General features: G+C 45.9%; 19 protein-coding genes. 15 read left to right on the top strand and 4 right to left on the bottom strand.

The window, feature by feature from the left end; all coding sequences use genetic code 11:
* Positions 1-22 precede the first annotated feature (22 nt).
* The 12 genes from relA to rpoS all read left to right on the top strand — a co-directional run bounded on the left by relA (position 23) and on the right by rpoS (position 12,508).
* A complete protein-coding gene (gene relA, locus DN599_RS04925; RefSeq protein ID WP_110456494.1) occupies positions 23-2,227 on the top strand; it encodes a GTP diphosphokinase in 2,205 nt (734 codons plus the stop codon).
* Between the two features lie 67 nt (positions 2,228-2,294).
* Positions 2,295-3,098, top strand: coding sequence for a nucleoside triphosphate pyrophosphohydrolase (mazG, locus tag DN599_RS04920; protein ID WP_110456493.1), 804 nt, complete (start codon positions 2,295-2,297; stop codon positions 3,096-3,098).
* A gap of 109 nt (positions 3,099-3,207) precedes the next feature.
* Positions 3,208-4,845, top strand: a complete 1,638-nt coding sequence (locus DN599_RS04915; RefSeq protein WP_110456492.1) for a CTP synthase — start codon at positions 3,208-3,210, stop codon at positions 4,843-4,845.
* A 131-nt stretch (positions 4,846-4,976) separates the two neighbouring features.
* Positions 4,977-6,272 carry a phosphopyruvate hydratase gene (eno, locus tag DN599_RS04910; RefSeq protein WP_110456491.1) on the top strand — a complete coding sequence of 432 codons (1,296 nt, stop codon included), beginning with the start codon at positions 4,977-4,979 and terminating at the stop codon, positions 6,270-6,272.
* 100 nt (positions 6,273-6,372) lie between these two features.
* Complete coding sequence (gene ftsB, locus DN599_RS04905) at positions 6,373-6,672, top strand: cell division protein FtsB (RefSeq protein WP_110456490.1); 300 nt, start codon at positions 6,373-6,375, stop codon at positions 6,670-6,672.
* A 67-nt stretch (positions 6,673-6,739) separates the two neighbouring features.
* Complete coding sequence (gene ispD / locus DN599_RS04900; protein ID WP_110456489.1) at positions 6,740-7,471, top strand: 2-C-methyl-D-erythritol 4-phosphate cytidylyltransferase; 732 nt, start codon at positions 6,740-6,742, stop codon at positions 7,469-7,471.
* A 51-nt stretch (positions 7,472-7,522) separates the two neighbouring features.
* The gene (gene ispF, locus DN599_RS04895) at positions 7,523-8,005 is read left to right on the top strand and encodes a 2-C-methyl-D-erythritol 2,4-cyclodiphosphate synthase (protein ID WP_110456488.1); all 483 of its coding nucleotides are present in this window, start codon (positions 7,523-7,525) and stop codon (positions 8,003-8,005) included.
* A 12-nt stretch (positions 8,006-8,017) separates the two neighbouring features.
* Complete coding sequence (gene truD, locus DN599_RS04890; RefSeq protein WP_110456487.1) at positions 8,018-9,088, top strand: tRNA pseudouridine(13) synthase TruD; 1,071 nt, start codon at positions 8,018-8,020, stop codon at positions 9,086-9,088.
* Positions 9,081-9,830, top strand: a complete 750-nt coding sequence (gene surE / locus DN599_RS04885; protein WP_110456486.1) for a 5'/3'-nucleotidase SurE — start codon at positions 9,081-9,083, stop codon at positions 9,828-9,830. The genes truD and surE overlap by 8 nt, the downstream gene beginning before the upstream one ends.
* Positions 9,827-10,462 (top strand): protein-L-isoaspartate(D-aspartate) O-methyltransferase, encoded by a 636-nt coding sequence (locus DN599_RS04880; RefSeq protein WP_110456485.1) that lies wholly within the window; start codon positions 9,827-9,829, stop codon positions 10,460-10,462. Before surE ends, DN599_RS04880 begins: the two co-directional genes overlap by 4 nt.
* Before the next feature lie 123 nt (positions 10,463-10,585).
* Positions 10,586-11,455: a peptidoglycan DD-metalloendopeptidase family protein gene (locus DN599_RS04875; RefSeq protein WP_239473221.1), complete on the top strand. Its 870-nt coding sequence runs from the start codon at positions 10,586-10,588 to the stop codon at positions 11,453-11,455.
* Positions 11,456-11,533: 78 nt separating this feature from the next.
* Positions 11,534-12,508 carry an RNA polymerase sigma factor RpoS gene (gene rpoS, locus DN599_RS04870; protein ID WP_110456483.1) on the top strand — a complete coding sequence of 325 codons (975 nt, stop codon included), beginning with the start codon at positions 11,534-11,536 and terminating at the stop codon, positions 12,506-12,508.
* Between the two features lie 179 nt (positions 12,509-12,687).
* Here the strand turns inward: rpoS and mutS are convergent, their stop codons facing one another.
* A complete protein-coding gene (gene mutS, locus DN599_RS04865; RefSeq protein ID WP_110456482.1) occupies positions 12,688-15,255 on the bottom strand; it encodes a DNA mismatch repair protein MutS in 2,568 nt (855 codons plus the stop codon).
* A gap of 333 nt (positions 15,256-15,588) precedes the next feature.
* Between mutS and recA the strand changes: the two genes are divergently transcribed.
* Positions 15,589-16,650 (top strand): recombinase RecA, encoded by a 1,062-nt coding sequence (recA, locus tag DN599_RS04860; RefSeq protein ID WP_110456481.1) that lies wholly within the window; start codon positions 15,589-15,591, stop codon positions 16,648-16,650.
* Positions 16,651-16,663: 13 nt separating this feature from the next.
* Positions 16,664-17,095: a regulatory protein RecX gene (locus DN599_RS04855; protein ID WP_420820845.1), complete on the top strand. Its 432-nt coding sequence runs from the start codon at positions 16,664-16,666 to the stop codon at positions 17,093-17,095.
* 677 nt (positions 17,096-17,772) lie between these two features.
* On the opposite strand, the gene DN599_RS04845 is transcribed toward DN599_RS04855, so the two are convergent.
* From DN599_RS04845 to DN599_RS04835, 3 genes are read right to left on the bottom strand one after another with little or no spacing between them, the layout of a single operon-like run.
* Positions 17,773-17,901 carry a DUF2474 domain-containing protein gene (locus DN599_RS04845; RefSeq protein ID WP_110456480.1) on the bottom strand — a complete coding sequence of 43 codons (129 nt, stop codon included), beginning with the start codon at positions 17,899-17,901 and terminating at the stop codon, positions 17,773-17,775.
* Positions 17,902-17,922: 21 nt separating this feature from the next.
* Positions 17,923-18,930 carry a cytochrome d ubiquinol oxidase subunit II gene (gene cydB, locus DN599_RS04840; protein ID WP_110456479.1) on the bottom strand — a complete coding sequence of 336 codons (1,008 nt, stop codon included), beginning with the start codon at positions 18,928-18,930 and terminating at the stop codon, positions 17,923-17,925.
* Between the two features lie 28 nt (positions 18,931-18,958).
* Entirely contained in the window at positions 18,959-20,332 is a 1,374-nt protein-coding gene (locus tag DN599_RS04835; protein WP_110456478.1) for a cytochrome ubiquinol oxidase subunit I, read from the bottom strand.
* Between the two features lie 149 nt (positions 20,333-20,481).
* Here DN599_RS04835 and DN599_RS04830 point away from each other — a divergent pair, with 149 nt between their 5' ends.
* Positions 20,482-21,915: an aminotransferase-like domain-containing protein gene (locus tag DN599_RS04830; protein ID WP_110456797.1), complete on the top strand. Its 1,434-nt coding sequence runs from the start codon at positions 20,482-20,484 to the stop codon at positions 21,913-21,915.
* Positions 21,916-21,990: the final 75 nt, after the last annotated feature.

Here is a 21,990-nt window from a genome sequence, read left to right as displayed (position 1 = left end):
AGCAATAAAGGACAATCATTAGATGGTATCTATTAGAGAAGCACATTTTAATGACAAAGATTTTCAATTAACTGAGTGGGTTAATCGCTACATCGATAACGAGCAAGAAGCCGCTATTCTGCTCGATTTGATGAAAAAAATTGAAGGACTGGTCGTTAAAGAAGGGGCTCAACGCCATTTACTCAATCAGCGCGGCCGCGAGATGATTGAGATCCTAGCTCCGCTCAATATGGATATCGAAACCCTGCAAGCTGCGGTGATTTTTGTGGTGTATGACGCCGGCCTGATAAGCGCCGAGCAGTTGCCTGAACTGTTTGGTGAAAAATTAGCGGTATTGGTAAAAAGTGTGGTGACCATGAATGCCATTGGCGCGCTCAAGGTGAACGAGCAGAGCCGCAATGCCGAGCCGCAAATCGATAACATCCGCCGAATGTTACTGGCCATGGTGGAAGATGTGCGCGCGGTGGTGATCAAGCTGGCCGAGCGGATCTGCCTACTGCGAGAAGTGAAAAGTGCTGACGAGGAGACGCGGGTCTTATTGGCGCGAGAGATTGCCGATATCTATGCGCCGCTGGCTAACCGCTTAGGGATTGGCCAATTGAAGTGGGAACTCGAAGATATCTCATTTCGTTACCTGCACCCCGAAACCTATAAAGAAATTGCTAAACAGCTCGATGGTAAGCGGCTCGATCGCGAAAGCTACATCGACAATTTTGTGAAGCAGTTACAGCAACGTCTCGATCAAGACCAAATTCGCGCCAAGGTGTATGGCAGACCCAAACATATTTACAGCATCTGGAAGAAGATGCGCGGTAAAGATCTGACTTTCGATGAGTTATTTGACGTGCGCGCGGTACGTATCGTTACCGACCGCCTGCAAGATTGCTACGGTGCCCTAGGGGTGGTGCATACCCTTTGGCATCATATTCCTAAAGAGTTTGACGATTATGTCGCCAACCCTAAATCGAATGGATATCAGTCAATCCATACCATAGTGGTTGGCCCCGAGGGAAAGACGGTCGAGATCCAAATCCGTACCGAGCAGATGCACGAAGATGCCGAGCTGGGGGTGGCCGCACATTGGAAATACAAAGAGGGCACCACAGGTAAGCAAAGCGGTTACGAAGAGAAAATCAACTGGCTGCGCAAGATTTTGCAATGGCAAGAAGATGTGGCCGAAAGTGGCAACTTGGTCGACGAGGTGCGCAGTCAGGTCTTCGAAGACAGAGTGTATGTGTTTACCCCTAATGGCGAAGTGATTGACTTACCCATGGGCTCTACCGTACTGGATTTTGCCTATTATATTCATTCCCACGTCGGCCATAAGTGTATTGGGGCCAAGGTCGATGGCCGTATCGTGCCGTTTACTTATCAAGTTGAAACCGGTGAGCGTATTGAGATCATCACCTCGAAAACCCCCAACCCTAAGCGTGACTGGCTTAACCCTAATTTAGGCTATATTCGCACCTCGCGAGCGCGGTCGAAAATTCAGCATTGGTTTAAGCAGCAAGATAGAGATAAAAACATTGTCGCTGGGCGGGAGATGCTCGAAGCCGAATTAGCGCGCAGCAATCTTACCCTTAAAGATGCCAAAACGGCGGTCGAGCGTTTTAACATGGTTAGCATGGACGATCTGCTGGCGGGCATTGGTGGCGGCGATGTGCGTCTTAATCAGGTGGTCAACCATGTGCAGAGTCGGATGCGCATCAATGAGCTGTCAGAAGAGGAAGCCGTTGAGGACTTACTCAAGAAAAATCAATCTCGTACAGACCATAAAAGTAGAGGTCAGGTCGAGGTTAATGGCGTAGGGAACTTGATGAGCCATATCGCTAAATGCTGTCAGCCTGTCCCCGGTGATGATATTTTTGGCTTTATTACTAAAGGCCGCGGGATCTCCGTGCACCGCGCCGATTGCGAGCAAGTGAAAGAGCTGATGCGGGTACACCCCGAGCGCAGCGTGGATGTGGTGTGGGGTAAAAACTACTCCGGTGGCTATAAGCTGCGCTTAAAAGTGTTTGCTAACGATAGAAATGGCTTGCTGCGAGATCTGACCTCAGTGCTGGCCGCCGAAAAATCGACGGTACTGGCGATGAGCTCATCTTTGGATGTTAAAAATCAAACTGTCATCATTGAGCTTGAGCTCGAGTTATACAATTTAGAGGGACTCTCTCGGGTGATGGCTAAGCTATCGCAAGTCGATGGGGTGATGGAAGCGCGGCGCACCTAATCGTGTCGCCCACAAACAGATAAGAGATAAAGGCGGCGAGAGTCGCCTTTTATTATGAGGTTGTTCGATGAAGGTCAATAACGATATTAACCGTTTACTCGAGATCATGAGTCAACTGCGCGACCCACAAACCGGTTGCCCATGGGATAAAGCACAAACCTATCACACCATAGTGCCATTTACCCTCGAGGAGGCCTATGAAGTGGCCGATACCATTGAACGTGCGGCGTTCGATGAATTACCAGGGGAGCTTGGCGACCTGCTGTTTCAAGTGATTTTTTATTGTCAATTAGCAAAAGAGCAAGGGTTATTTGATTTTGGTGTGGTGGTAGACAAAATCTGCCGCAAATTAACTGAGCGCCATCCCCATGTGTTTGGTGAATTGCCCTTAACATCGACAGCAGAAGTGAAACAAAGCTGGGAAAGCATAAAGGCCAGCGAGCGTGCTGGGCGGTCATTGCATTCGGTGCTCGATGATATTCCATTAAATCTACCTGCATTAAGTCGCGCGGCAAAGGTGCAAAAACGGGTGGCCAGTGTCGGGTTCGACTGGGATGAATTGGCCCCTGTGGTGGCGAAAATTCACGAAGAGATAGCAGAGGTGCTCGAGGAAGTTAGCGCACCAGAGCAGCAACCGCAAAGGATTAGTGAAGAGATGGGCGATCTGCTATTTGCGGTGGTTAATTTGTCTCGCCATTTAGGCGTGGATCCCGAGCAAGCGCTGCGCCTTGCCAATGGCAAATTCGAGCGACGCTTTCGGGGTGTTGAAGCCTTAGCTAACGCCGCCGAAAAGCCGATGAAGGCGCACTCCTTAGCAGAATTAGACGCTTATTGGGATCAAGTAAAGCGGGCCGAAACGGCAAAAGAGTAAAATATATCGCTTTGTTGTTTGTCGAATCAGCTGGGCTTTGGTATAATATTGCCCCGTCCTAGTGCTTTCATACAAGCACATATTTCCAACTCATTTTCTCAGGTTCAGCATGACTACAAGGTATATCTTCGTTACTGGTGGCGTGGTTTCATCACTAGGTAAAGGCATTGCAGCAGCATCATTGGCAGCAATTTTAGAGGCTCGGGGCCTTAATGTAACCATTATGAAGCTGGATCCTTATATCAACTTGGATCCCGGTACCATGAGCCCGACTCAGCACGGTGAAGTTTTCGTGACTGAAGATGGCGCTGAAACTGACCTCGACTTAGGTCATTATGAGCGTTTTATCCGCACAAAAATGAACCGTCGTAACAACTTTACCACTGGTCGAATTTACGAAGAAGTATTGCGTAAAGAGCGCCGTGGTGATTACCTTGGTGCAACCATTCAGGTTATTCCGCATATTACCAATGCGATTAAAGAGAAGGTACTTGAAGGTGGCGAAGGTCATGATGTGGCAATCGTTGAGATTGGCGGCACGGTAGGTGATATCGAATCATTACCTTTCCTTGAGTCTATTCGCCAGTTAGGTGTTGAGCTAGGACGCGATCGTACCCTATTTATGCATTTGACCTTAGTGCCTTTCTTAGGCGCGGCGGGTGAAGTGAAAACCAAACCGACGCAGCATTCGGTAAAAGAATTACGTTCTATCGGTATCGCACCTGATGTATTGGTGTGCCGTGGCGACCGTGCGATACCAGCTAACGAAAAAGCCAAAATCTCGCTATTTTGTAATGTAGAAGAGCGCGCGGTTATCTCACTGAAAGATGTGGATAGCATCTATAAGATCCCAGCGTTGTTGAAGGCACAAGGCCTTGACGACTTGGTTACCAAGCGCTTTGGTATCGACTGCAAAGAAGCGGACTTAAGCGAGTGGGAAAAGGTGATTTACCAAGAAGCCAATCCAACCGGTGAAGTCACCATTGGTATGGTTGGTAAATATATCGAACTGCCCGATGCTTATAAATCTGTTAACGAAGCACTTAAGCATGCCGGCCTATTTAAGCGTGTGTCGGTCAACATCAAGTATATTGACTCTCAAACGGTAGAAGCCAAAGGTATTGAAGTTCTCGAAGGCCTTGATGGTATTTTGGTTCCAGGTGGTTTTGGTGAGCGTGGTGTTGAAGGTAAGATTTTGGCGGCGCAATATGCCCGTGAAAACAACCTGCCTTACTTTGGTATCTGTCTAGGTATGCAAGTGGCATTAATCGAATTTGCTCGCCATGTTGCGGGACTTGAAGGCGCACATTCTACCGAGTTTAACAAAGAGACTCCTCATCCAGTCGTTGGACTTATTACTGAATGGATTGACGAAGAAGGCAACGTTGAGCAACGCCATGAAGAGTCTGATTTGGGCGGCACCATGCGCCTTGGCGCTCAGCTATGTCACTTAATTGAAGGCACGAAAGCAGCCGAAGCTTACAAAGGCTTGACCTGTGTTGAGCGTCATCGTCATCGCTATGAAGTGAACAACACTTATAGAGAGCGTTTAGAAAAAGCCGGTTTAGTATTCAGTGGACTATCATCCGATCGTCAGTTGGTTGAGATGATTGAATTGCCAAATCACCCTTGGTTTGTGGCGGGTCAGTTCCACCCTGAATTTACATCTACGCCTCGCGATGGTCAGCCATTGTTTGAAGGCTTCATTGGTGCAGCTATCGCCTACCAAAAACGCGATTTAGGCTAAGCTATAGTGAACAGCCGCTTCCGGTTATCGGAAGCGGCTTTTTTGTTCCAGATGATGTAGATTTAACGACAAGAATTTTTTAGTTTTGTATTAACTTTTCATTTTAATCTTAAACTTAAGTCGAGGAAATTATGGCTAAAATTATCAATGTCATCGGTCGCGAGATCATGGATTCACGCGGCAACCCAACGGTTGAAGCTGAAGTGCATCTAGATGGTGGATTTGTTGGTATGGCGGCTGCGCCGTCTGGAGCCTCAACGGGTAGCCGCGAAGCACTAGAGCTACGCGATGGCGACAAGAGTCGTTACATGGGTAAAGGTGTGTTAACGGCCGTCGCGAACATCAATGGTCCAATTCGCGATGCATTGTTGGGTAAAGATGCTGCAGCTCAAGCCGAGCTTGATCAACTGATGATCGATCTTGATGGTACAGAAAACAAAGACAAACTTGGCGCTAACGCGATTCTGGCAGTTTCTCTTGCTGCGGCTAAAGCTGCCGCTGCTTTTAAAGGCATCCCACTTTACGCACATATTGCCGAGCTAAACGGTACTCCAGGCCAGTATTCTATGCCAGTGCCTATGATGAACATTCTTAATGGTGGCGAGCACGCCGATAATAACGTTGATATCCAAGAGTTTATGGTTCAACCTGTTGGTGCTAAAAGCTTCCGTGAAGCGCTGCGTATGGGCGCGGAGATCTTCCATAATTTGAAGAAAGTGCTGCAAGATAAAGGGCTAAGCACCGCTGTTGGTGATGAAGGTGGGTTTGCTCCTAACTTAGCATCTAACGCCGAAGCGTTAGCGGTTATTAAGGTTGCAGTTGAAAAAGCCGGTTATACCTTAGGTGAAGACGTTACCCTAGCGCTTGACTGCGCGGCATCTGAGTTTTACAAAGATGGTCAATATGATCTTGCCGGTGAAGGAAAAAAGTTTGACTCGAACGGTTTCTCTGATTTCTTAAAATCCTTGACCGAGCAATATCCGATTGTGTCTATCGAAGATGGCCTTGATGAGTCAGATTGGGATGGTTGGGCGTACCAAACACAAATCCTTGGCGACAAGATCCAACTTGTGGGTGACGATCTGTTTGTGACTAATACCAAGATTTTACAACGCGGTATCGACAACAATATTGCTAACTCAATCTTGATTAAGTTTAACCAGATTGGCTCTCTAACTGAGACCCTTGCGGCTATCCGCATGGCGAAAGCGGCTGGCTACACTGTTGTTATCTCTCATCGTAGTGGTGAAACGGAAGATGCAACCATTGCCGATCTGGCTGTGGCGACGGCGGCGGGCCAAATCAAGACGGGTTCACTGTGTCGTAGTGACCGTGTTGCTAAGTACAACCAATTGCTACGCATCGAAGAGCAGCTGGGTGAAAAAGCACCTTATAAAGGTCGCCTAGAGATTAAAGGGCAAGCATAAACGCCACTTTAACCAATAAATTATTAAAAGGTCACCACTTGGTGGCCTTTTTTGTTGTAATATCAGTGCAGAATTTCTAATAGTGATATAGCCATTAAGGATGAAGCGTCTTCTCATTGTCATGACCGTTTTATTTGGTCTACTTCAGTATCGACTCTGGTTTGGGCAAAATAGCCTGCCGGAATCATTTCAGCTGCAAGAGCAGATCGCGCTGCAGCGACAAAGTAATGCCAAATTGATCGAGCGTAACCAAGTTCTCAAAGAGGAGATTAACGATCTTCGCCGTGGGACTGAAGCGCTTGAAGAGCGTGCGCGAAACGAACTTGGCATGGTTAAAAAAGGCGAAACTTTCTTCCGTGTTGTGGGCGAGCCCCAACGTAATGCAGATATTCATCGCTAACCGTATTTTACGAAGTACCTTTAAGGGCTAGGTGAAATCGGATCACCCGTGACATGAGCTTTGATTAATGACACCAATTATTGAACACCTAGTTGCAATTGTTCCCGCTGCTGGCATAGGCAGCCGCATGGGTGCCGATATTCCTAAGCAATACTTGATGTTAGAACATCAACCTATTATTGCTCATACCTTAGATGTATTGTTGCAACATCCTAGGATCGCCCAAGTGATAGTGGCGCTGAACCCAGATGATACTTTTTTTGAATCCTTGCCTCAGGCGCATCACCCTAAATTAAAAGTGGTACAAGGGGGCAAGGAGCGAGCAGATTCGGTTCTGGCGGGCTTATCGCATGTCGGGCAACACAGCTGGGCGTTAGTGCATGATGCGGCGCGGCCTTGTTTACACCCAAGTGATATTGATAAGTTAATCAGCGCTGTCGAGCAGCAAGCAGATAGTGCGCCTCAAGGGGCTATTTTGGCCATGCCAGTGCGCGACACCATGAAACGTAGCAATAATGAAGGCAATATTGATACCACTATCTGCCGCAACAACTTGTGGCATGCGCTCACTCCGCAACTGTTTCCCGCCACCTCGCTTAAGGCCAACCTCAGTAACGCGTTAGCACAAGGGGTGAATATCACAGATGAGGCATCAGCGATGGAGTGGGCAGGTGCGGCGCCGCAATTGGTGGTTGGCCGCGCTGACAATATCAAGGTGACTCACCCTGATGATTTACGCTTAGCGGCACTGTTTCTCAACAGTCGTGATTCATTGACGGCTTTCAATCACAAACAATAAGCGTTAACAGCAGTAAGATGAGCTGTAACGCGGGGATGACAGATAAGTATGATGAATATTCGCATTGGTCATGGTTTCGATGTCCATAAATTTGGTGGTGAGCTGCCGTTGATTTTAGGGGGAGTGGAAGTTCCTTACGGTACGGGCCTAGTGGCGCATTCCGATGGGGATGTGGTGTTACATGCGATTAGCGATGCCATTTTGGGCGCGATGGCGTTAGGCGATATTGGTAAGCATTTTCCTGATACCGATGCCGAGTTCAAAGGTGCCGACAGTCGGGTATTACTGCGCCATTGTTACCAACTTGCCATCGATAAAGGCTATCGCCTCGGCAACCTCGATGTCACAGTGATCGCACAGGCCCCTAAGATGCTGCCTCATATTGAAGCGATCCGCGCCTGTTTAGCCGCCGATTTAGACAGTGATATCGACGCGATAAATGTGAAAGCCACTACCACAGAGAAGCTAGGGTTTACTGGTCGAAAAGAAGGTATCGCGGTGGAAGCCGTAGTGCTGATGACGAGCAATAGTTAACAAGAGAATTTTATGAGTTCATTGCATTATTTACATGGCCAACCGCTAGCGAGCGCCGATCTTCGCACCCACAATCGTGATTTTATTGTTGAGGAGATTTTACCCTTTCTGCCTACCGGAGAAGGCGAACATCACATGCTGCATGTGCGTAAAGAGGGGTTAAATACCGCCGATGTGGCCAAAATGTTATCTAGTTTTGCGAAGGTCCATCCGAAAGAAGTCACCTTCGCCGGACAAAAAGATAAACATGCGATCACCGAGCAATGGTTTGGGGTCCGTATTCCGGGTAAAGAAACGCCAAAGTGGGATGAACTCAATAGTGAGCAATTGACCATATTAAGTAGCAGTCGCCACAGTAAAAAGCTACGCACTGGTGCGCTGGTGGGGAATCGTTTCACCTTAACCTTACGTGCAGTATCAGATATTGCTGATGTCATTAAACGGATTGAATTAGTTAAGCAAACTGGCGTCCCTAACTATTTTGGCGAACAACGGTTTGGTCATGATGGTAAGAATCTCATTTTTGGCCGACAGATGTTGGCTGGCCGTAATGTGAAAGATCGAAACAAACGCAGCATGTATTTATCGGCTGTGCGCTCTAATCTCTATAACGAAGTGGTTTCTGCTCGTTTGGCAAAGTATGGTACCCAAGTGCTTGAGGGCGACTGTGTGATGTTGGCTGGCAGTAAAAGTTATTTTGTAGCCAACCCATGGGACGAGGCGTTGCTTGAACGTTTAGCCCAAAAAGACATTCAATTATCGGCACCATTATGGGGGCGTGGTCAACCGTTGTCACAAGCTGAAGCCTTAGCATTTGAAACCTCCATTTCAGAGCAGTTTGCTGAAGATTGTCATGGACTCGAACAAGCGGGACTCAATCAAGAGCGCCGCACCTTGCTGCTTGAGCCACAACATTTGAGTTATGAAACTGACGAAGATGTGCTAGTGATTAAGTTTATTTTGCCAGCAGGCTGCTTTGCCACATCACTGCTCAGGGAGTTGGTCGATTACCAAGACGTTAATGAGCGAGAGTTTAATGCCAGACGAGCTGCTCGTGCAGAAGGTGTAGCCCAAGATGATTAAGATATTGGTGAGTAATGATGATGGTGTTACCGCGCCAGGTATCGCCGCCTTATCTCAGGCGTTATCTGCACAATATGATGTGATGACTGTTGGGCCCGATCGTAATTGTTCCGGCGCGAGTAACTCCTTAACCTTGACTAATCCATTGCGAATTAATAAGTTAGATAATGGGTATATCTCAGTTAGCGGTACGCCCACCGATTGTGTGCATCTGGCGATTCGCGAGTTGTACGAACAAGAGCCTGATATTGTGGTCTCGGGGATCAACGCTGGTGCAAACATGGGCGATGACACCCTTTATTCTGGCACCGTTGCCGCTGCGATGGAAGGACGTTTTTTGGGATTACCAGCCATTGCCATCTCTTTGGTGGGGCGCGAGCTCAATCACTATGACACGGCTGCAGCGGTGGCGTGTAAAATCGTGGCTGGCTTGATTAAGGCGCCGATCGCCCAAGATCAAATTTTAAATGTGAATGTGCCTGACTTACCGCTTGAACACGTTAAGGGGATTAAAGTGACCCGCCTTGGTGCCAGACACAGAGCTGAGGGGATGGTGAGAACCTTAGATCCTGCAGGACGAGAGATATTTTGGCTGGGTCCCCCGGGGCAAGAGCAAGATGCCAGTGAAGGTACCGATTTTGATGCCGTCGCTAAAGGTTACGTATCTGTCACACCTTTGACAGTGGATCTGACCGCACATGAACAAATTCCAAAACTGAAACAATGGATTGAGCAACTATGAATGGTGTAGCCACCGCATCGGCATTGAATTTGGCAAGCGCTCTACGAGGTGCTGGGATCGGCAATCAAGCCGTATTGTCTGTCGTGGCAAAAACGCCCAGAGAGCTGTTTCTTGATGCAGCCTTGGGCCATAAAGCGTATGAAAATACAGCCTTGCCTATTGGGCAAGGTCAAACCATTTCGCAACCCTATATTGTTGCCAAGATGACCGAGCTGTTGCTTGAATCCAAGCCCAAAAAGGTGTTAGAAATCGGTACGGGCTCGGGTTATCAGGCGGCGATACTTGCTCAATTGGTAGATGAATTATGTACCGTAGAGCGGATAAAAAGTCTGCAAATTCAGGCGCGGCAACGCTTAAAACGCCTCGATTTACACAATGTGTCGTTTAAGTACGGTGATGGTTGGAAAGGTTGGGCTAATAAAGGTCCATTCGATGCCATCATGGTCACTGCGGCAGCGGCCAGTATCCCGCAAGACTTATTGGCTCAACTAGGTTCACAAGGCGTGTTGATTATTCCTGTAGGGCAAGAAACACAACAGCTGCTGCGTGTAACCCGTTATGGCGATGACTATCGGTCTGAAATGATCGAAATGGTCAAGTTTGTGCCGCTGGTTAATGGTGACCTGGCCTAATGATAGTACAGATATCATATGCTTAGCCTTAGGCATATCGTGTCTGGCACAGTCGGTTTCACCTGCATGTGTCGCGGCAGACTTTCTGTGAGCGCTGGGGTGATACGATACCTGTTATTGCTTATGTTATTGCTGCAGTTAACGGCTTGTAGCTTTCAAGCAGATAGACCTGCACCTGTTGTGACTGTTAATCCGCCTGTTAAAAAACAGTATCAAAAAGGTGGTCTGACCTCTGAGCGTTATCGAGTTAAAAAAGGCGATACCTTGTACTCAATCTCATGGGCCGCTAATAAAGATTTTGTCGATATCGCTAGGCGCAATGGGCTTAAAAAGCCATATACCATCTACCCTGGCCAGGTGTTAAATCTTAAGCTGACAAAACCTGTTACAACTAGAGTTAAAGCTCAAAATTGGAACACTAACACGCCTAAACCCGCAAAAAAACCAATTAAAGCTGTTACTAAACAGCCAGTTGCAACTTCTTCTGCGAACGGTGTCACGAAAGTCAGCGTCGCAAAAAAATCACTTGATCAGACCTCAAATTCTGCGTACCCTGTATCAACTAGTCAACAATCTGTTAACAATGTTATCCACAAGTCAAAGTCGACCTTGCCACAGAAAGTGCACCGTTGGCATTGGCCCGTAAAAGGAGCGTTGATTGGTAAATTCTCTGCCAAAGAGCAAGGAAATAAAGGAATTAAGATAGCCGGAACGCGTGGTGATCGCATTCAAGCTGCGGCAGATGGACGTGTCGTATATGCAGGAAATGCACTTCGAGGCTACGGTAATCTAGTGATTATTAAGCACAGTGATGATTATTTAAGTGCTTATGCTCATGCGGATAAAATCTTAGTTAAGGAAAAGCAATTCGTAACAGCAGGACAAACTGTTGCGAGTATGGGGAAAACGGGTACCAATCGGGTCATGTTACATTTTGAGATCCGCTACCATGGTAAATCAGTCGACCCACTTAAATATTTGCCTAAAACATAATTTTTTTAGGCGCCATTTTGGCAATTGGAGGATAAAAACGTGCAGTAAATTCAGTGAGTAAAATTTGGGAGAACTATTATGGGTCGTAAAAAAACTACCGCGATAGCGGAGACCTTAGTTGACTTGTCTAAGAACGAGTCTGATGTTTCACTGTTAAATAACAAAGAGAGCGTAAAAGAAGCCGAACTGGAACAGCAAGTACAAGATGATTTGCAAAAAAATTTAGATGCCACACAGCTGTATCTAAGTGAAATTGGATTTTCCCCCCTATTGAGTGCGGAGGAAGAGGTTTATTTTTCACGTAAGTCCCTTAAGGGCTGTGCTAAATCTCGTAACCGTATGATTGAGAGTAATCTTAGACTCGTCGTAAAAATTGCTCGTCGTTACAATAACCGCGGTTTAGCCTTACTCGATCTTATCGAAGAGGGTAATTTAGGCTTGATCCGTGCGGTAGAGAAATTTGACCCAGAACGTGGTTTTCGCTTCTCTACCTATGCTACTTGGTGGATAAGACAAACGATAGAACGTGCCATTATGAATCAAACTCGCACAATTCGTTTGCCCATACATGTGGTCAAAGAACTTAATGTTTATTTACGCACCGCCCGAGAGCTGGCGCACAAGTTGGATCATGAGCCGACCGCCGAAGAGATTGCAGAGAAGCTAGATCTTCCCAGTGGTGATGTGAGTCGTATGTTAAAGTTGAATGAGCGCATTACCTCGGTAGATACCCCGTTAGGCGGTGACAGCGATAAAGCGCTGCTCGATGTATTAGCCGATGATGACAGTGTTGGGCCTGACTATAAAGTACAAGATGAAGATATGTCTAAATCGGTCGTACGTTGGTTGGACGAGCTCAACAGTAAGCAACGTGAAGTATTAGCGCGTCGTTTTGGTTTATTAGGATATGAACCTTCAACCCTAGAAAATGTGGGCAAAGAGATAGGCTTGACTCGAGAGCGAGTTCGCCAGATCCAAGTGGAAGCATTGAAGCGACTCAAGGACTTACTTGGCGCACAAGGATTATCTGTTGAAGCTATTTTTCGTCCATAAGGTCGCAATATTATAGAGTATTGAGGATAACTGCAGAGCCTAGCATTTCAGTATTAACTTATAATTTACTTATAAGTGCGATGAAATGTAGAGAAACAGTTAAGCCTGATAGGCGTTATGATGGACATTGTGACATATAAAAAAGCGCACCAATAATGGTGCGCTTTTTTGCTTGTTCGTTAACGTAATTGCTTCAGTTGATATAGCAAATCCAGTGCTTGTTTAGGCGAGAGTTGATCGGGGTCGATACTGTCTAAGTGTGTAAGTGCTGCCGATTCTGCTGGCGCACTAAAGCTCATGACTTGTTGTGTATCACTTGGCAATCCGTTATCTCGATCGCGGCTCTCTAAGTGATGTAATTTGTGTTTAGCCGCTTGAACCACTTTACTCGGTACTCCCGCTAATGCCGCGACCTGTAGCCCATAACTCTTGCTCGCTGCCCCTTCCTGCACGGCATGCATAAAGGCAATGGTGTCACCATGCTCAATGGCATCGAGGTGGACATTCGCCACATTTTCCAGTAATTCTGGCAACTGAGTTAATTCAAAGTAATGGGTCGCAAATAGCGTCATCGCCTTGAGATTATTGGCCAGGTGTTCAGCGGCAGACCATGCCAAAGATAAACCATCATAAGTCGAGGTGCCGCGGCCTATTTCATCCATTAAGACTAAACTTTCTGGCGTTGCATTGTGCAAAATGTTGGCGGTTTCTGTCATCTCGACCATAAAGGTTGAGCGACCCGAAGCCAGGTCATCGGCGGCGCCAATGCGAGTAAAAATACGATCTACCGGCCCAATGGCTGCGCGCTGTGCTGGCACAAAGCTCCCGATATGAGCCATTAGGGTGATCAACGCGACTTGACGCATGTAGGTAGACTTACCGCCCATATTGGGGCCTGTTACGATTAACATGCGCCGCAGCGGGCTTAAGTTAACCGGATTGGCAATAAAGGGTGTTTGGCTAACCTGTTCGACAACCGGATGGCGTCCAGCGTCAATATCAATCCCGTTATGTGCGGTCAGTTCGGGGCGATGGTAATTGAGTAGATCGGCGCGCTCAGCAAAATTGTTGATCACATCTAACTCGGCAGCAGCCCTAGCAAACTGTTGTAGCTCATGCAGTTTAGGCATGAGTAAGTCGAACAACTCGTCCCAGAGTTGCTTTTCGAGCGCCAAGGCCTTGCCTTGGCTCGAGAGCACTTTTTCCTCATGTTCTTTGAGTTCGGCGATAATGTAGCGCTCGGTATTTTTTAATGTCTGGCGGCGTTGATAACTGAGTGGTACTAAGTCAGATTCTCTGCGGCTAATCTCAATGTAATAACCATGTACGCGGTTATAGCCTACCTTGAGGGTCGATGCCCCTGTTGCTTGCTTCTCTCTGGCTTCTAGATCCGCTAGATAATCGGTGGCACCTTGGCTAAGCGCACGCCACTCGTCGAGCTCTTGATGGTAGCCTGATTTTAATACACCACCGTCACGGATCAGCATGGGGGGATTATCGACAATAGCACGGCTCAGTAATGCGTGCTCTTCGGGAAATTCACCCAGCATTATCGCAAGCTTGCTCAGATGCTCACTGTGGCAATTAGCTAACAGTTGTTTGATTGCAGGCAACAAAGATAACGATTGACGTAAGCGCGCAAAGTCGCGAGGACGAGCACTGCGCAGGGCTAAACGGGCGGTGATACGCTCAACGTCTCCCAAAGCTTTTAATTGATCGTGTAAAGTTTCAACGTCGCCTGAGCTGAGTAGTTCTTCGACCGCATCATGGCGGGCTCGGATGGTGTAATGATTGCGTAGTGGTTCGTGGATCCAGCGCTGCAACATACGACTTCCCATAGGGGTTGCCGTATTGTCGAGGATGGCGGCTAAAGTGTTATCAAAACCACCTTGCAGGTTTTTAGTTAACTCGAGATTACGGCGTGTGGCCGCATCGAGAATAATACTGTCACACTGATTAAAACGAACAATCGAGTTGATATGGGGTAAGGCGGTGCGTTGAGTGTCTTTAACATACTGCATCAGACAACCCGCGGCTTGAAGCGAGAGCCTGACGTCACCTAACCCAAAGCCATAAAGATCTTTGGTGCCAAATTGTGCCAGCAATAATTGATAGCTAGTATCGTAGTCAAACTCCCATTCTGGGCGCCGACGTTTGCCATTAAAACTGGCAATAATGCCCATCTCACTAAAATCTTCACTGTGTAACAGTTCGGCAGGGTTAGTGCGCTGTAATTCAGCTTCTAACGCTTCTCTGCTGGGAAGTTCAGTGACAACAAAACGTCCAGAGGAGACATCTAGCGTGGCATAACCGAAGCCGACTTTGCCATGATATACCGCTGCTAATAAATTATCTTGCCGCTCTTGTAATAAGGCTTCATCGGTTAAGGTGCCTGGTGTGACGATACGTACCACTTTACGCTCAACAGGGCCTTTAGAGGTCGCTGGGTCGCCCACTTGTTCACAGATGGCCACCGACACACGTAATTGCACCAATTTTGCGAGGTAGCCTTCGACCGCATGATAAGGGATACCCGCCATAGGGATAGGGTCGCCGCCACTCTTGCCACGAGCGGTTAATGAGATCCCCAGCAGCTCAGAGGCTAACTTGGCATCATCATAGAACAACTCATAAAAGTCACCCATACGATAAAACAGTAACATATCTGGTGCTTCGGCTTTTAGCGTCAGATATTGACGCATCATTGGGGTGTGTTTCTCGAGGTTTTGAATATCAACTGCGTTCATGAAGTAACCAAGGTATCCTGCAAAAAAAGCTCAGCATAACAACCCTTGGGTTGCTAGCGTATTATTGGCGCCAATATTAGCAATAATTTCACTTTAACGGGCGTATTTATCCTGCCAAAATTGTATTATTTAAACTCAACTGAGCTCAACCTTAGGGTAAGTGGCTGTTTTAAATTTAGTAAAAAATAATCATCAACAGCACTTGATACTGTATGATTGTACAGTATACTAGTGAGCATATTGAGACACATAAAGCACAGCTCGTTGTAAGCGCTATGCTTTATCCTAACGGATTTACCACAGCGCTACGTCTGTGATAGAGAGGAAAGCACCATGAAGATAGATGCAAATAAAGAGAAAGCCCTTAACGCGGTTCTAGGTCAAATTGAAAAACAATTTGGTAAAGGATCCATCATGAAGTTAGGTGAAAACCGCTCTATGGATGTTGAGACTATCTCTACAGGCTCTCTATCATTAGATGTTGCACTCGGTGCAGGTGGTTTACCCCTCGGCCGTATCGTTGAAATTTATGGCCCTGAGTCATCAGGTAAAACCACATTGACCTTAGAAGTGATTGCGGCAGCGCAGCGTGATGGCAAAGTGTGTGCCTTTATCGATGCCGAGCACGCACTTGACCCGATTTATGCGCAAAAGCTAGGTGTTGATATTGATAACCTATTATGTTCACAACCTGATACGGGTGAGCAAGCGTTAGAGATTTGTGACGCCTTGACTCGCAGCGGCGCGGTTGATGTGATCATTGTCGACTCGGTGGCAGCGTTAACCCCTAAGGCTGAAATTGAAGGTGAAATCGGTGACTCACACATGGGCTTAGCGGCGCGTATGATGAGCCAAGCAATGCGTAAGCTTGCCGGTAACCTTAAGCAATCTAACACGCTACTTATCTTCATTAACCAAATCCGTATGAAAATTGGAGTGATGTTTGGTAACCCAGAAACCACAACAGGTGGTAACGCACTGAAGTTTTATGCCTCGGTTCGTCTTGATATTCGCCGTACTGGTGCGATTAAAGATCGTGATGAAGTTATTGGTAACGAAACTCGCGTTAAAGTGGTTAAAAACAAAATTGCTGCGCCGTTTAAGCAAGCTGAATTCCAAATCCTTTATGGCGAAGGCATCAACCGCACAGGTGAATTAGTAGACCTAGGTGTGGCGCATAAATTGATTGAGAAAGCCGGTGCTTGGTATAGCTACAAAGGTGACAAGATTGGTCAAGGCCGTGCAAACGCAGGCAAATACCTAACAGAAAACCCAGAAATTGCCAAAGAGATTGATACCGCACTGCGTGCCATGCTGCTTGGTGGCTCAAAAGTGGCTGCTGAGCCTGCCGTTAGTGATGAAAATATCGACTTAGAAACAGGTGAAGTGTTTTAAGTATTAACTTGTTATGACAGCTTCTGCTATGCATATCGCGGTTGGGCTTCTTGCTCGCCGCGACTATTCACGCCATCAAATCAAAACTAAACTGCTACAAAAAGGCTTTGAGTTAAGCGAAATTGAGCCTGTGCTCGATCGTTGCATCGACAATGGTTTTTTAGATGATGATCGCTTTGCCGCCTTGTTGCTGCGTTCTCATGTTAGCAAGGGCCATGGCCAAAATCGTATTCGTCAATCGATGGCGCAAAAAGGGCTATCGAAAGAGGTGATTAAAAGGGCACTAAACAATAGTGATTGTGATTGGTTTGAGCTAGCAAAATCAAAAGCCAATAAAAAGTTTGGTGAAACAGTAATATCTGATGCAAAAGATAGGGCCAGACGTTGCCGTTATTTATACGGGCAAGGATTTACGTCTGAGCAGGTTTTTTATGCTTTAGAATAAGGTCATTTATATTAGGGCCTGTTGATCTTTCAAGGTTGTTTTTGCAGCGAATTGCTGGGTATTTATACAAGGCAGAAGCTTTGTAGTGTAGTTATTCTACATAAAAAGCTGAGAACGCAGTAAAAATACCCAACAAACGCTGCCCGAAGGGTTCGGCTAAAAACGTTTTACTCTTTGTTAAGTGAATTTTGCTTAGATGACTAGGCTGCAATCCACTCGCCTCGATTAAAACGTTTTTGTCTAGAACGAAATTCAACCAACAAAGATCAACAGGCCCTAGTAAACCTGACTTATTTTCTGCCTGATATTGTTCAGGTATGGATCTGCTATCTCCCATTTTAAGCTTTGATTCCTCAACGATTAAACTTGCTTGAAAAGTGATCTTACCTTCTCACTCCCCTGTCCTTGTGAGAAAAAAGCTAAGTGTCATATCTCTTAAGTACCCTATTAACAGTGGCCGTATAGTTTTATTCTATATTGCGAGTATTAATTTATCGCTATTGATGTTTTTTCATCCCGAGCCATTGCATTAATATTCGGGCTATTTTTGAGCTAAAAGTAGTTCTACAGTTTTGTAAATGTATGATGGGTATAACATGTTATACCCATCAATATCTTGTATTAGTCCGTCTTTGAACCGCAATAAATAGGGTATTTATTGCGTTTAATTGGAGTTGTTAAGATTTAAATCCCGCTGCAGTCATCAATAATTTGAATCCCATAGATATCATGCCTAAGGCAAGCACACTTATTACCCAGATGCTCAGAAGCCATAGCCATTGTTGGAGTGTTCTATTGAGTTTCATTTTAACCTCCGTAATGATTAATTAGTGGTACGCTTCGCCTTCTTTTACTTTTCCGGCAAAGACGTAATAACTCCAAAATGTATAGGCAAGGATCACAGGAATAATGATCAGCGCACCATACAGCATGAAACTGAGGCTCTCTTTGGGGGCTGCAGCTTGCCATATTGAGATGTTCGGAGGAATGATGTTGGGCCATAGGCTGATCCCAAGACCGGCAAAGCCAAGAAAAACAATCATTAATGCCATTAAAAAAGGTGATGTTTCTTTTTGCTTTTTGACCGAATCAAATGTTTTCCAGCACAAAACAGCCGTTAGTAAGGGCACTGGAGCTAATAAGAACAGATTAGGTAGCGTAAACCAACGTTCGGCAATGGATACACTAGTAAGCGGTGTCCAAACGCTCACAACGAGTATTGCAATAATAAGTAAGCAAAGAATTTTAGGCACGAAAGTAAATATAGTCTGTTGCAGCTCGCCTTCGGTTTTTGTGAGCAACCAAGTGCTACCCAGTAATGCATATGCTGTCAACAGACCAAAGCCACAAAATAGTGGGAAGGGAGTGAGCCAGTCCAATTGCCCACCTGTAAATACACGGCCTTCTACAGTAAATCCCTGAACGACAGCCCCCACAACGACACCTTGACAATAGGTGGTAATAATTGAGCCTAGCATAAAGGCGCGATCCCAGAATTTAAGGTGACTAGGTAGTGCTTTAAATCGAAATTCAAAGGCAACGCCGCGAAAAATTAATGCGACTAGCATCAGTGTCAATGGAATGGTTAGTGCTTCAAGAATGATCGAGTAGGCGAGCGGAAAGGCGCCAAATAGCGCCGCGCCGCCCAGTACTATCCATGTTTCATTGCCATCCCAAACGGGGGCAACACTATTAACCATGACATCTTTTTGTGCATTACTTTTAACAAAAGGCATCACAATTCCTATGCCCAAATCAAAACCATCCATGAAGATGTACATCAAGGTAGCAAAGATGATGATACCAAACCAAACAATCGAAAGATCCAATTCCATAATGATTACCTCAAGTCATGCCGTAAATTTAAAGTCGACCAGAAATTGTTGAAATTTCATGGGAGTTAGTATCGTGCGCATCAGCTGGCAGAGGCCCCTGTTTCATTTGGCGCATCATGTAAAAGTAGCCAAAGCCAAAGACGAGGCTGTAAACAATGAAGAAACATAGAAGGCTAATACTCATTTGTAAGTCACTATGAGCCGATACCGCATCTTTGGTTTTCATCAGCCCGTATACAACCCAAGGCTGGCGACCGACTTCGGTGGTAAACCAACCTGCGAGTATGGCAATTAATCCGGATGGCCCCATGAAAAGAGAGAGCTTATGATACCAGCTGGTATCATAAAGGCGCTGTTTTTTACGCAGCCAAAGACTGTAGAAACCTTGTACAATCATGAGTATTCCCAGTGCGACCATGATTCTAAAAGACCAAAACACGACTAGTGAGTTAGGTCTCTCATCCTTTGGAAAGTCTTTTAGTGCTGGAATGGGGTCTACCAAACTGTGTTTGAGTATTAAGCTGCCAAGGACAGGGATGGCAATTGCGTAGTCAGTACGCTCTGTCTCCATATTCGGGAACCCAAACAGAATCAATGGACTTGGGCCACCGTCAGCGTTATCCCAGTGTCCTTCTATCGCTGCAATTTTTGCAGGTTGATGTTCGAGTGTATTGAGACCATGTATGTCTCCTATATAGGCTTGGATAGGTGCAATCAGAGCTAACATCCACATTGACATCGAAAACATTTTCTTAACAGGGCCAGTTTTGTTGCCCTTGAGCAGGTGCCAGGCGGCACAAGCACCGACAAATACTGCGGTACTGATAAACGCTGCGACGCCCATATGAAGTAATCTGTAAGGAAATGATGGGTTAAAGATGACTGCAAACCAGTCGGTGGGGACCACTTGTCCATTGATGATCTCGTAACCCGTTGGAGTTTGCATCCAACTGTTAGAGGCGAGGATCCAAAAAGTGGATAATATGGTTCCAAGTGCCACCATACAGGTGGCAAAAAAGTGTAGCTTATCGCCTACTCGCTGCCAGCCAAAGAGCATAACACCAAGAAAACCCGCTTCTAAGAAAAAAGCGGTTAACACTTCATAAGTGAGTAGCGGCCCGGTAATGCTACCGGCAAAATCAGAGAAGCCACTCCAATTGGTTCCAAATTGATAGGCCATGACTAAGCCTGAAACAACACCCATGCCAAAGTTAACCGCAAAAATTTTTGACCAGAAAAGGTAGAGAATTTTGTAGTCAGGGTTGCGTGTTTTGAGACTTAAACCCTCCAAAACCGCCAAGTAGCTCGCCAGCCCAATGGTTATGGCGGGAAAAATAATGTGGAAAGATACAGTAAATGCAAATTGTATCCGTGCTAATAAGAAAGCGTCGAACTCGAACATATGTGCGGGCCTTATTCATTTTTGAGGCTTGCCATATTAATTGACGGGTCAGGAGGTCAGTAGACACAGAAATCAAATCTAAATGTATAACAGATAGTTTGTTTAGGTGTTATAGTGCGATTGGTGTTAATCGTGATGGTGAATTCAAATTGGCAAAGTATGAAGATCTGGTTTATCAACTCAAACGACAGATAAACTCTGGCGTCTGGCGTGCGGGAGATAAATTACCGTCGCTGAGAAAGCAGTCTGAACATAGTGGTCTAAGTTTGATGACGGTGTTGCATGCTTATCAAGTGTTAGAGTCTCAAGGGTACGTGGTTTCTCAAGCGCGTTCAGGCTATAGAGTGACGCCTGAGTTAAAAGCAGCCGAATCTCATCAGCAAGTTGCAGTATCGTTAACTGAAAAAGTTGATATTAACGACTTTGTGTTTGAAGTACTGCAAGCTGGTCGTAATCCGCACATGGTTAATTTTGGTTTCGCGTATCCAGATCCGAGTTTGTATCCACGTCAACAAGTAAATCGTTCGCTAATGTCAGCCGCTCGAAATCTACCTATCTCTAGTACATTCGATAATTTACCGCCTGGTAATGAAGAGTTACGAACGATCCTTGCTAAACGCTATGCGACAAAAGGAATTAACATATCGCCTGAGGAGATTGTGATTACTGCCGGAGCACTCGAAGCATTAAACCTCAGCTTGCAAGTGTGCACTAAACCGGGTGATTGGGTGGTGGTTGAATCTCCCACGTTTTATGGTGCGCTGCAATCATTAGAACGATTGGGGTTAAAGGCATTGTCGGTAAGAACGGATACAATAACAGGAATAGATCTCGATGCTTTGGAAAAGGCATTTCAATCTCATAATGTAAAGGCATGTTGGTTGATGAGTAATCATCAGAATCCACTGGGTTTTACACTGACATTAGAGAAGAAGCAGGCGTTAAATGATCTGCTTAATCGTTATAACGTGGCCTTGATTGAAGATGATGTTTATGCAGAGCTGTATCAAGAAGGCGCCCCAGTTATGCCGGTAAAACAGTTTGATCACAGCGGAAACGTAATGCTTTGTTCCTCTTTTTCAAAATCTTTGGTATCGGGGTTCAGAATAGGTTGGGTAGCAGCTGGTAAGCGTGCGTTGCAGATGCAAAAGTTGCAATTAATGAGCACGCTCGCAACCAGTGCGCCAATTCAATTAGCGCTAACTGATTATTTAAGTAAGTGTAATTACGAAACCCATTTAAAGCAGCTCAGAAAAAAACTTCACGAACGCAAAAGAGAGATGGAGTGTTTACTGACTAAGTATTTACCTTCAGGAGTTAATATCACGAGTCAGCGGGGGGGGTATTTTATCTGGGTAGAACTTCCGCCTAGCATAGATGCCGTGGATGTGTTTCATGCTGCTATAAAACAAAATATCAGCATTGCGCCGGGAAAAATGTTTAGTGTGACCGAACACTACAATCATTGCATGAGATTGAACGCGTCCTTTGAACTGAATGACAAAACAGTGCAAGCAATAATGACATTAGGACAAATAATCAGTGAATGTATGCTGGCGAATGAATCAACAACTTTAAAATAACGCATTCAAGTTATAACCCGCAAGTGCTGACGCTCAATATCTGATATAGCTATAGGCGTCATTTCTGTATCTACT

This window comes from Shewanella algidipiscicola, assembly GCF_900380485.1.
GTDB classification, from domain to species: Bacteria; Pseudomonadota; Gammaproteobacteria; order Enterobacterales; family Shewanellaceae; genus Shewanella; species Shewanella algidipiscicola.
Note: the sequence above shows the minus strand (reverse complement) of the source record. Positions and strands in the feature narration are given on the sequence as shown.

Coding starts and splice junctions, on each gene's coding strand:
- relA (WP_110456494.1), top strand. CDS start 23: ATGGTATCTATTAGAGAAGCACATTTTAATGACAAAGATTTTCAATTA.
- mazG (WP_110456493.1), top strand. CDS start 2,295: ATGAAGGTCAATAACGATATTAACCGTTTACTCGAGATCATGAGTCAA.
- DN599_RS04915 (WP_110456492.1), top strand. CDS start 3,208: ATGACTACAAGGTATATCTTCGTTACTGGTGGCGTGGTTTCATCACTA.
- eno (WP_110456491.1), top strand. CDS start 4,977: ATGGCTAAAATTATCAATGTCATCGGTCGCGAGATCATGGATTCACGC.
- ftsB (WP_110456490.1), top strand. CDS start 6,373: ATGAAGCGTCTTCTCATTGTCATGACCGTTTTATTTGGTCTACTTCAG.
- ispD (WP_110456489.1), top strand. CDS start 6,740: ATGACACCAATTATTGAACACCTAGTTGCAATTGTTCCCGCTGCTGGC.
- ispF (WP_110456488.1), top strand. CDS start 7,523: ATGAATATTCGCATTGGTCATGGTTTCGATGTCCATAAATTTGGTGGT.
- truD (WP_110456487.1), top strand. CDS start 8,018: ATGAGTTCATTGCATTATTTACATGGCCAACCGCTAGCGAGCGCCGAT.
- surE (WP_110456486.1), top strand. CDS start 9,081: ATGATTAAGATATTGGTGAGTAATGATGATGGTGTTACCGCGCCAGGT.
- DN599_RS04880 (WP_110456485.1), top strand. CDS start 9,827: ATGAATGGTGTAGCCACCGCATCGGCATTGAATTTGGCAAGCGCTCTA.
- DN599_RS04875 (WP_239473221.1), top strand. CDS start 10,586: ATGTTATTGCTGCAGTTAACGGCTTGTAGCTTTCAAGCAGATAGACCT.
- rpoS (WP_110456483.1), top strand. CDS start 11,534: ATGGGTCGTAAAAAAACTACCGCGATAGCGGAGACCTTAGTTGACTTG.
- mutS (WP_110456482.1), bottom strand. CDS start 15,255: ATGAACGCAGTTGATATTCAAAACCTCGAGAAACACACCCCAATGATG.
- recA (WP_110456481.1), top strand. CDS start 15,589: ATGAAGATAGATGCAAATAAAGAGAAAGCCCTTAACGCGGTTCTAGGT.
- DN599_RS04855 (WP_420820845.1), top strand. CDS start 16,664: ATGACAGCTTCTGCTATGCATATCGCGGTTGGGCTTCTTGCTCGCCGC.
- DN599_RS04845 (WP_110456480.1), bottom strand. CDS start 17,901: ATGAAACTCAATAGAACACTCCAACAATGGCTATGGCTTCTGAGCATC.
- cydB (WP_110456479.1), bottom strand. CDS start 18,930: ATGGAATTGGATCTTTCGATTGTTTGGTTTGGTATCATCATCTTTGCT.
- DN599_RS04835 (WP_110456478.1), bottom strand. CDS start 20,332: ATGTTCGAGTTCGACGCTTTCTTATTAGCACGGATACAATTTGCATTT.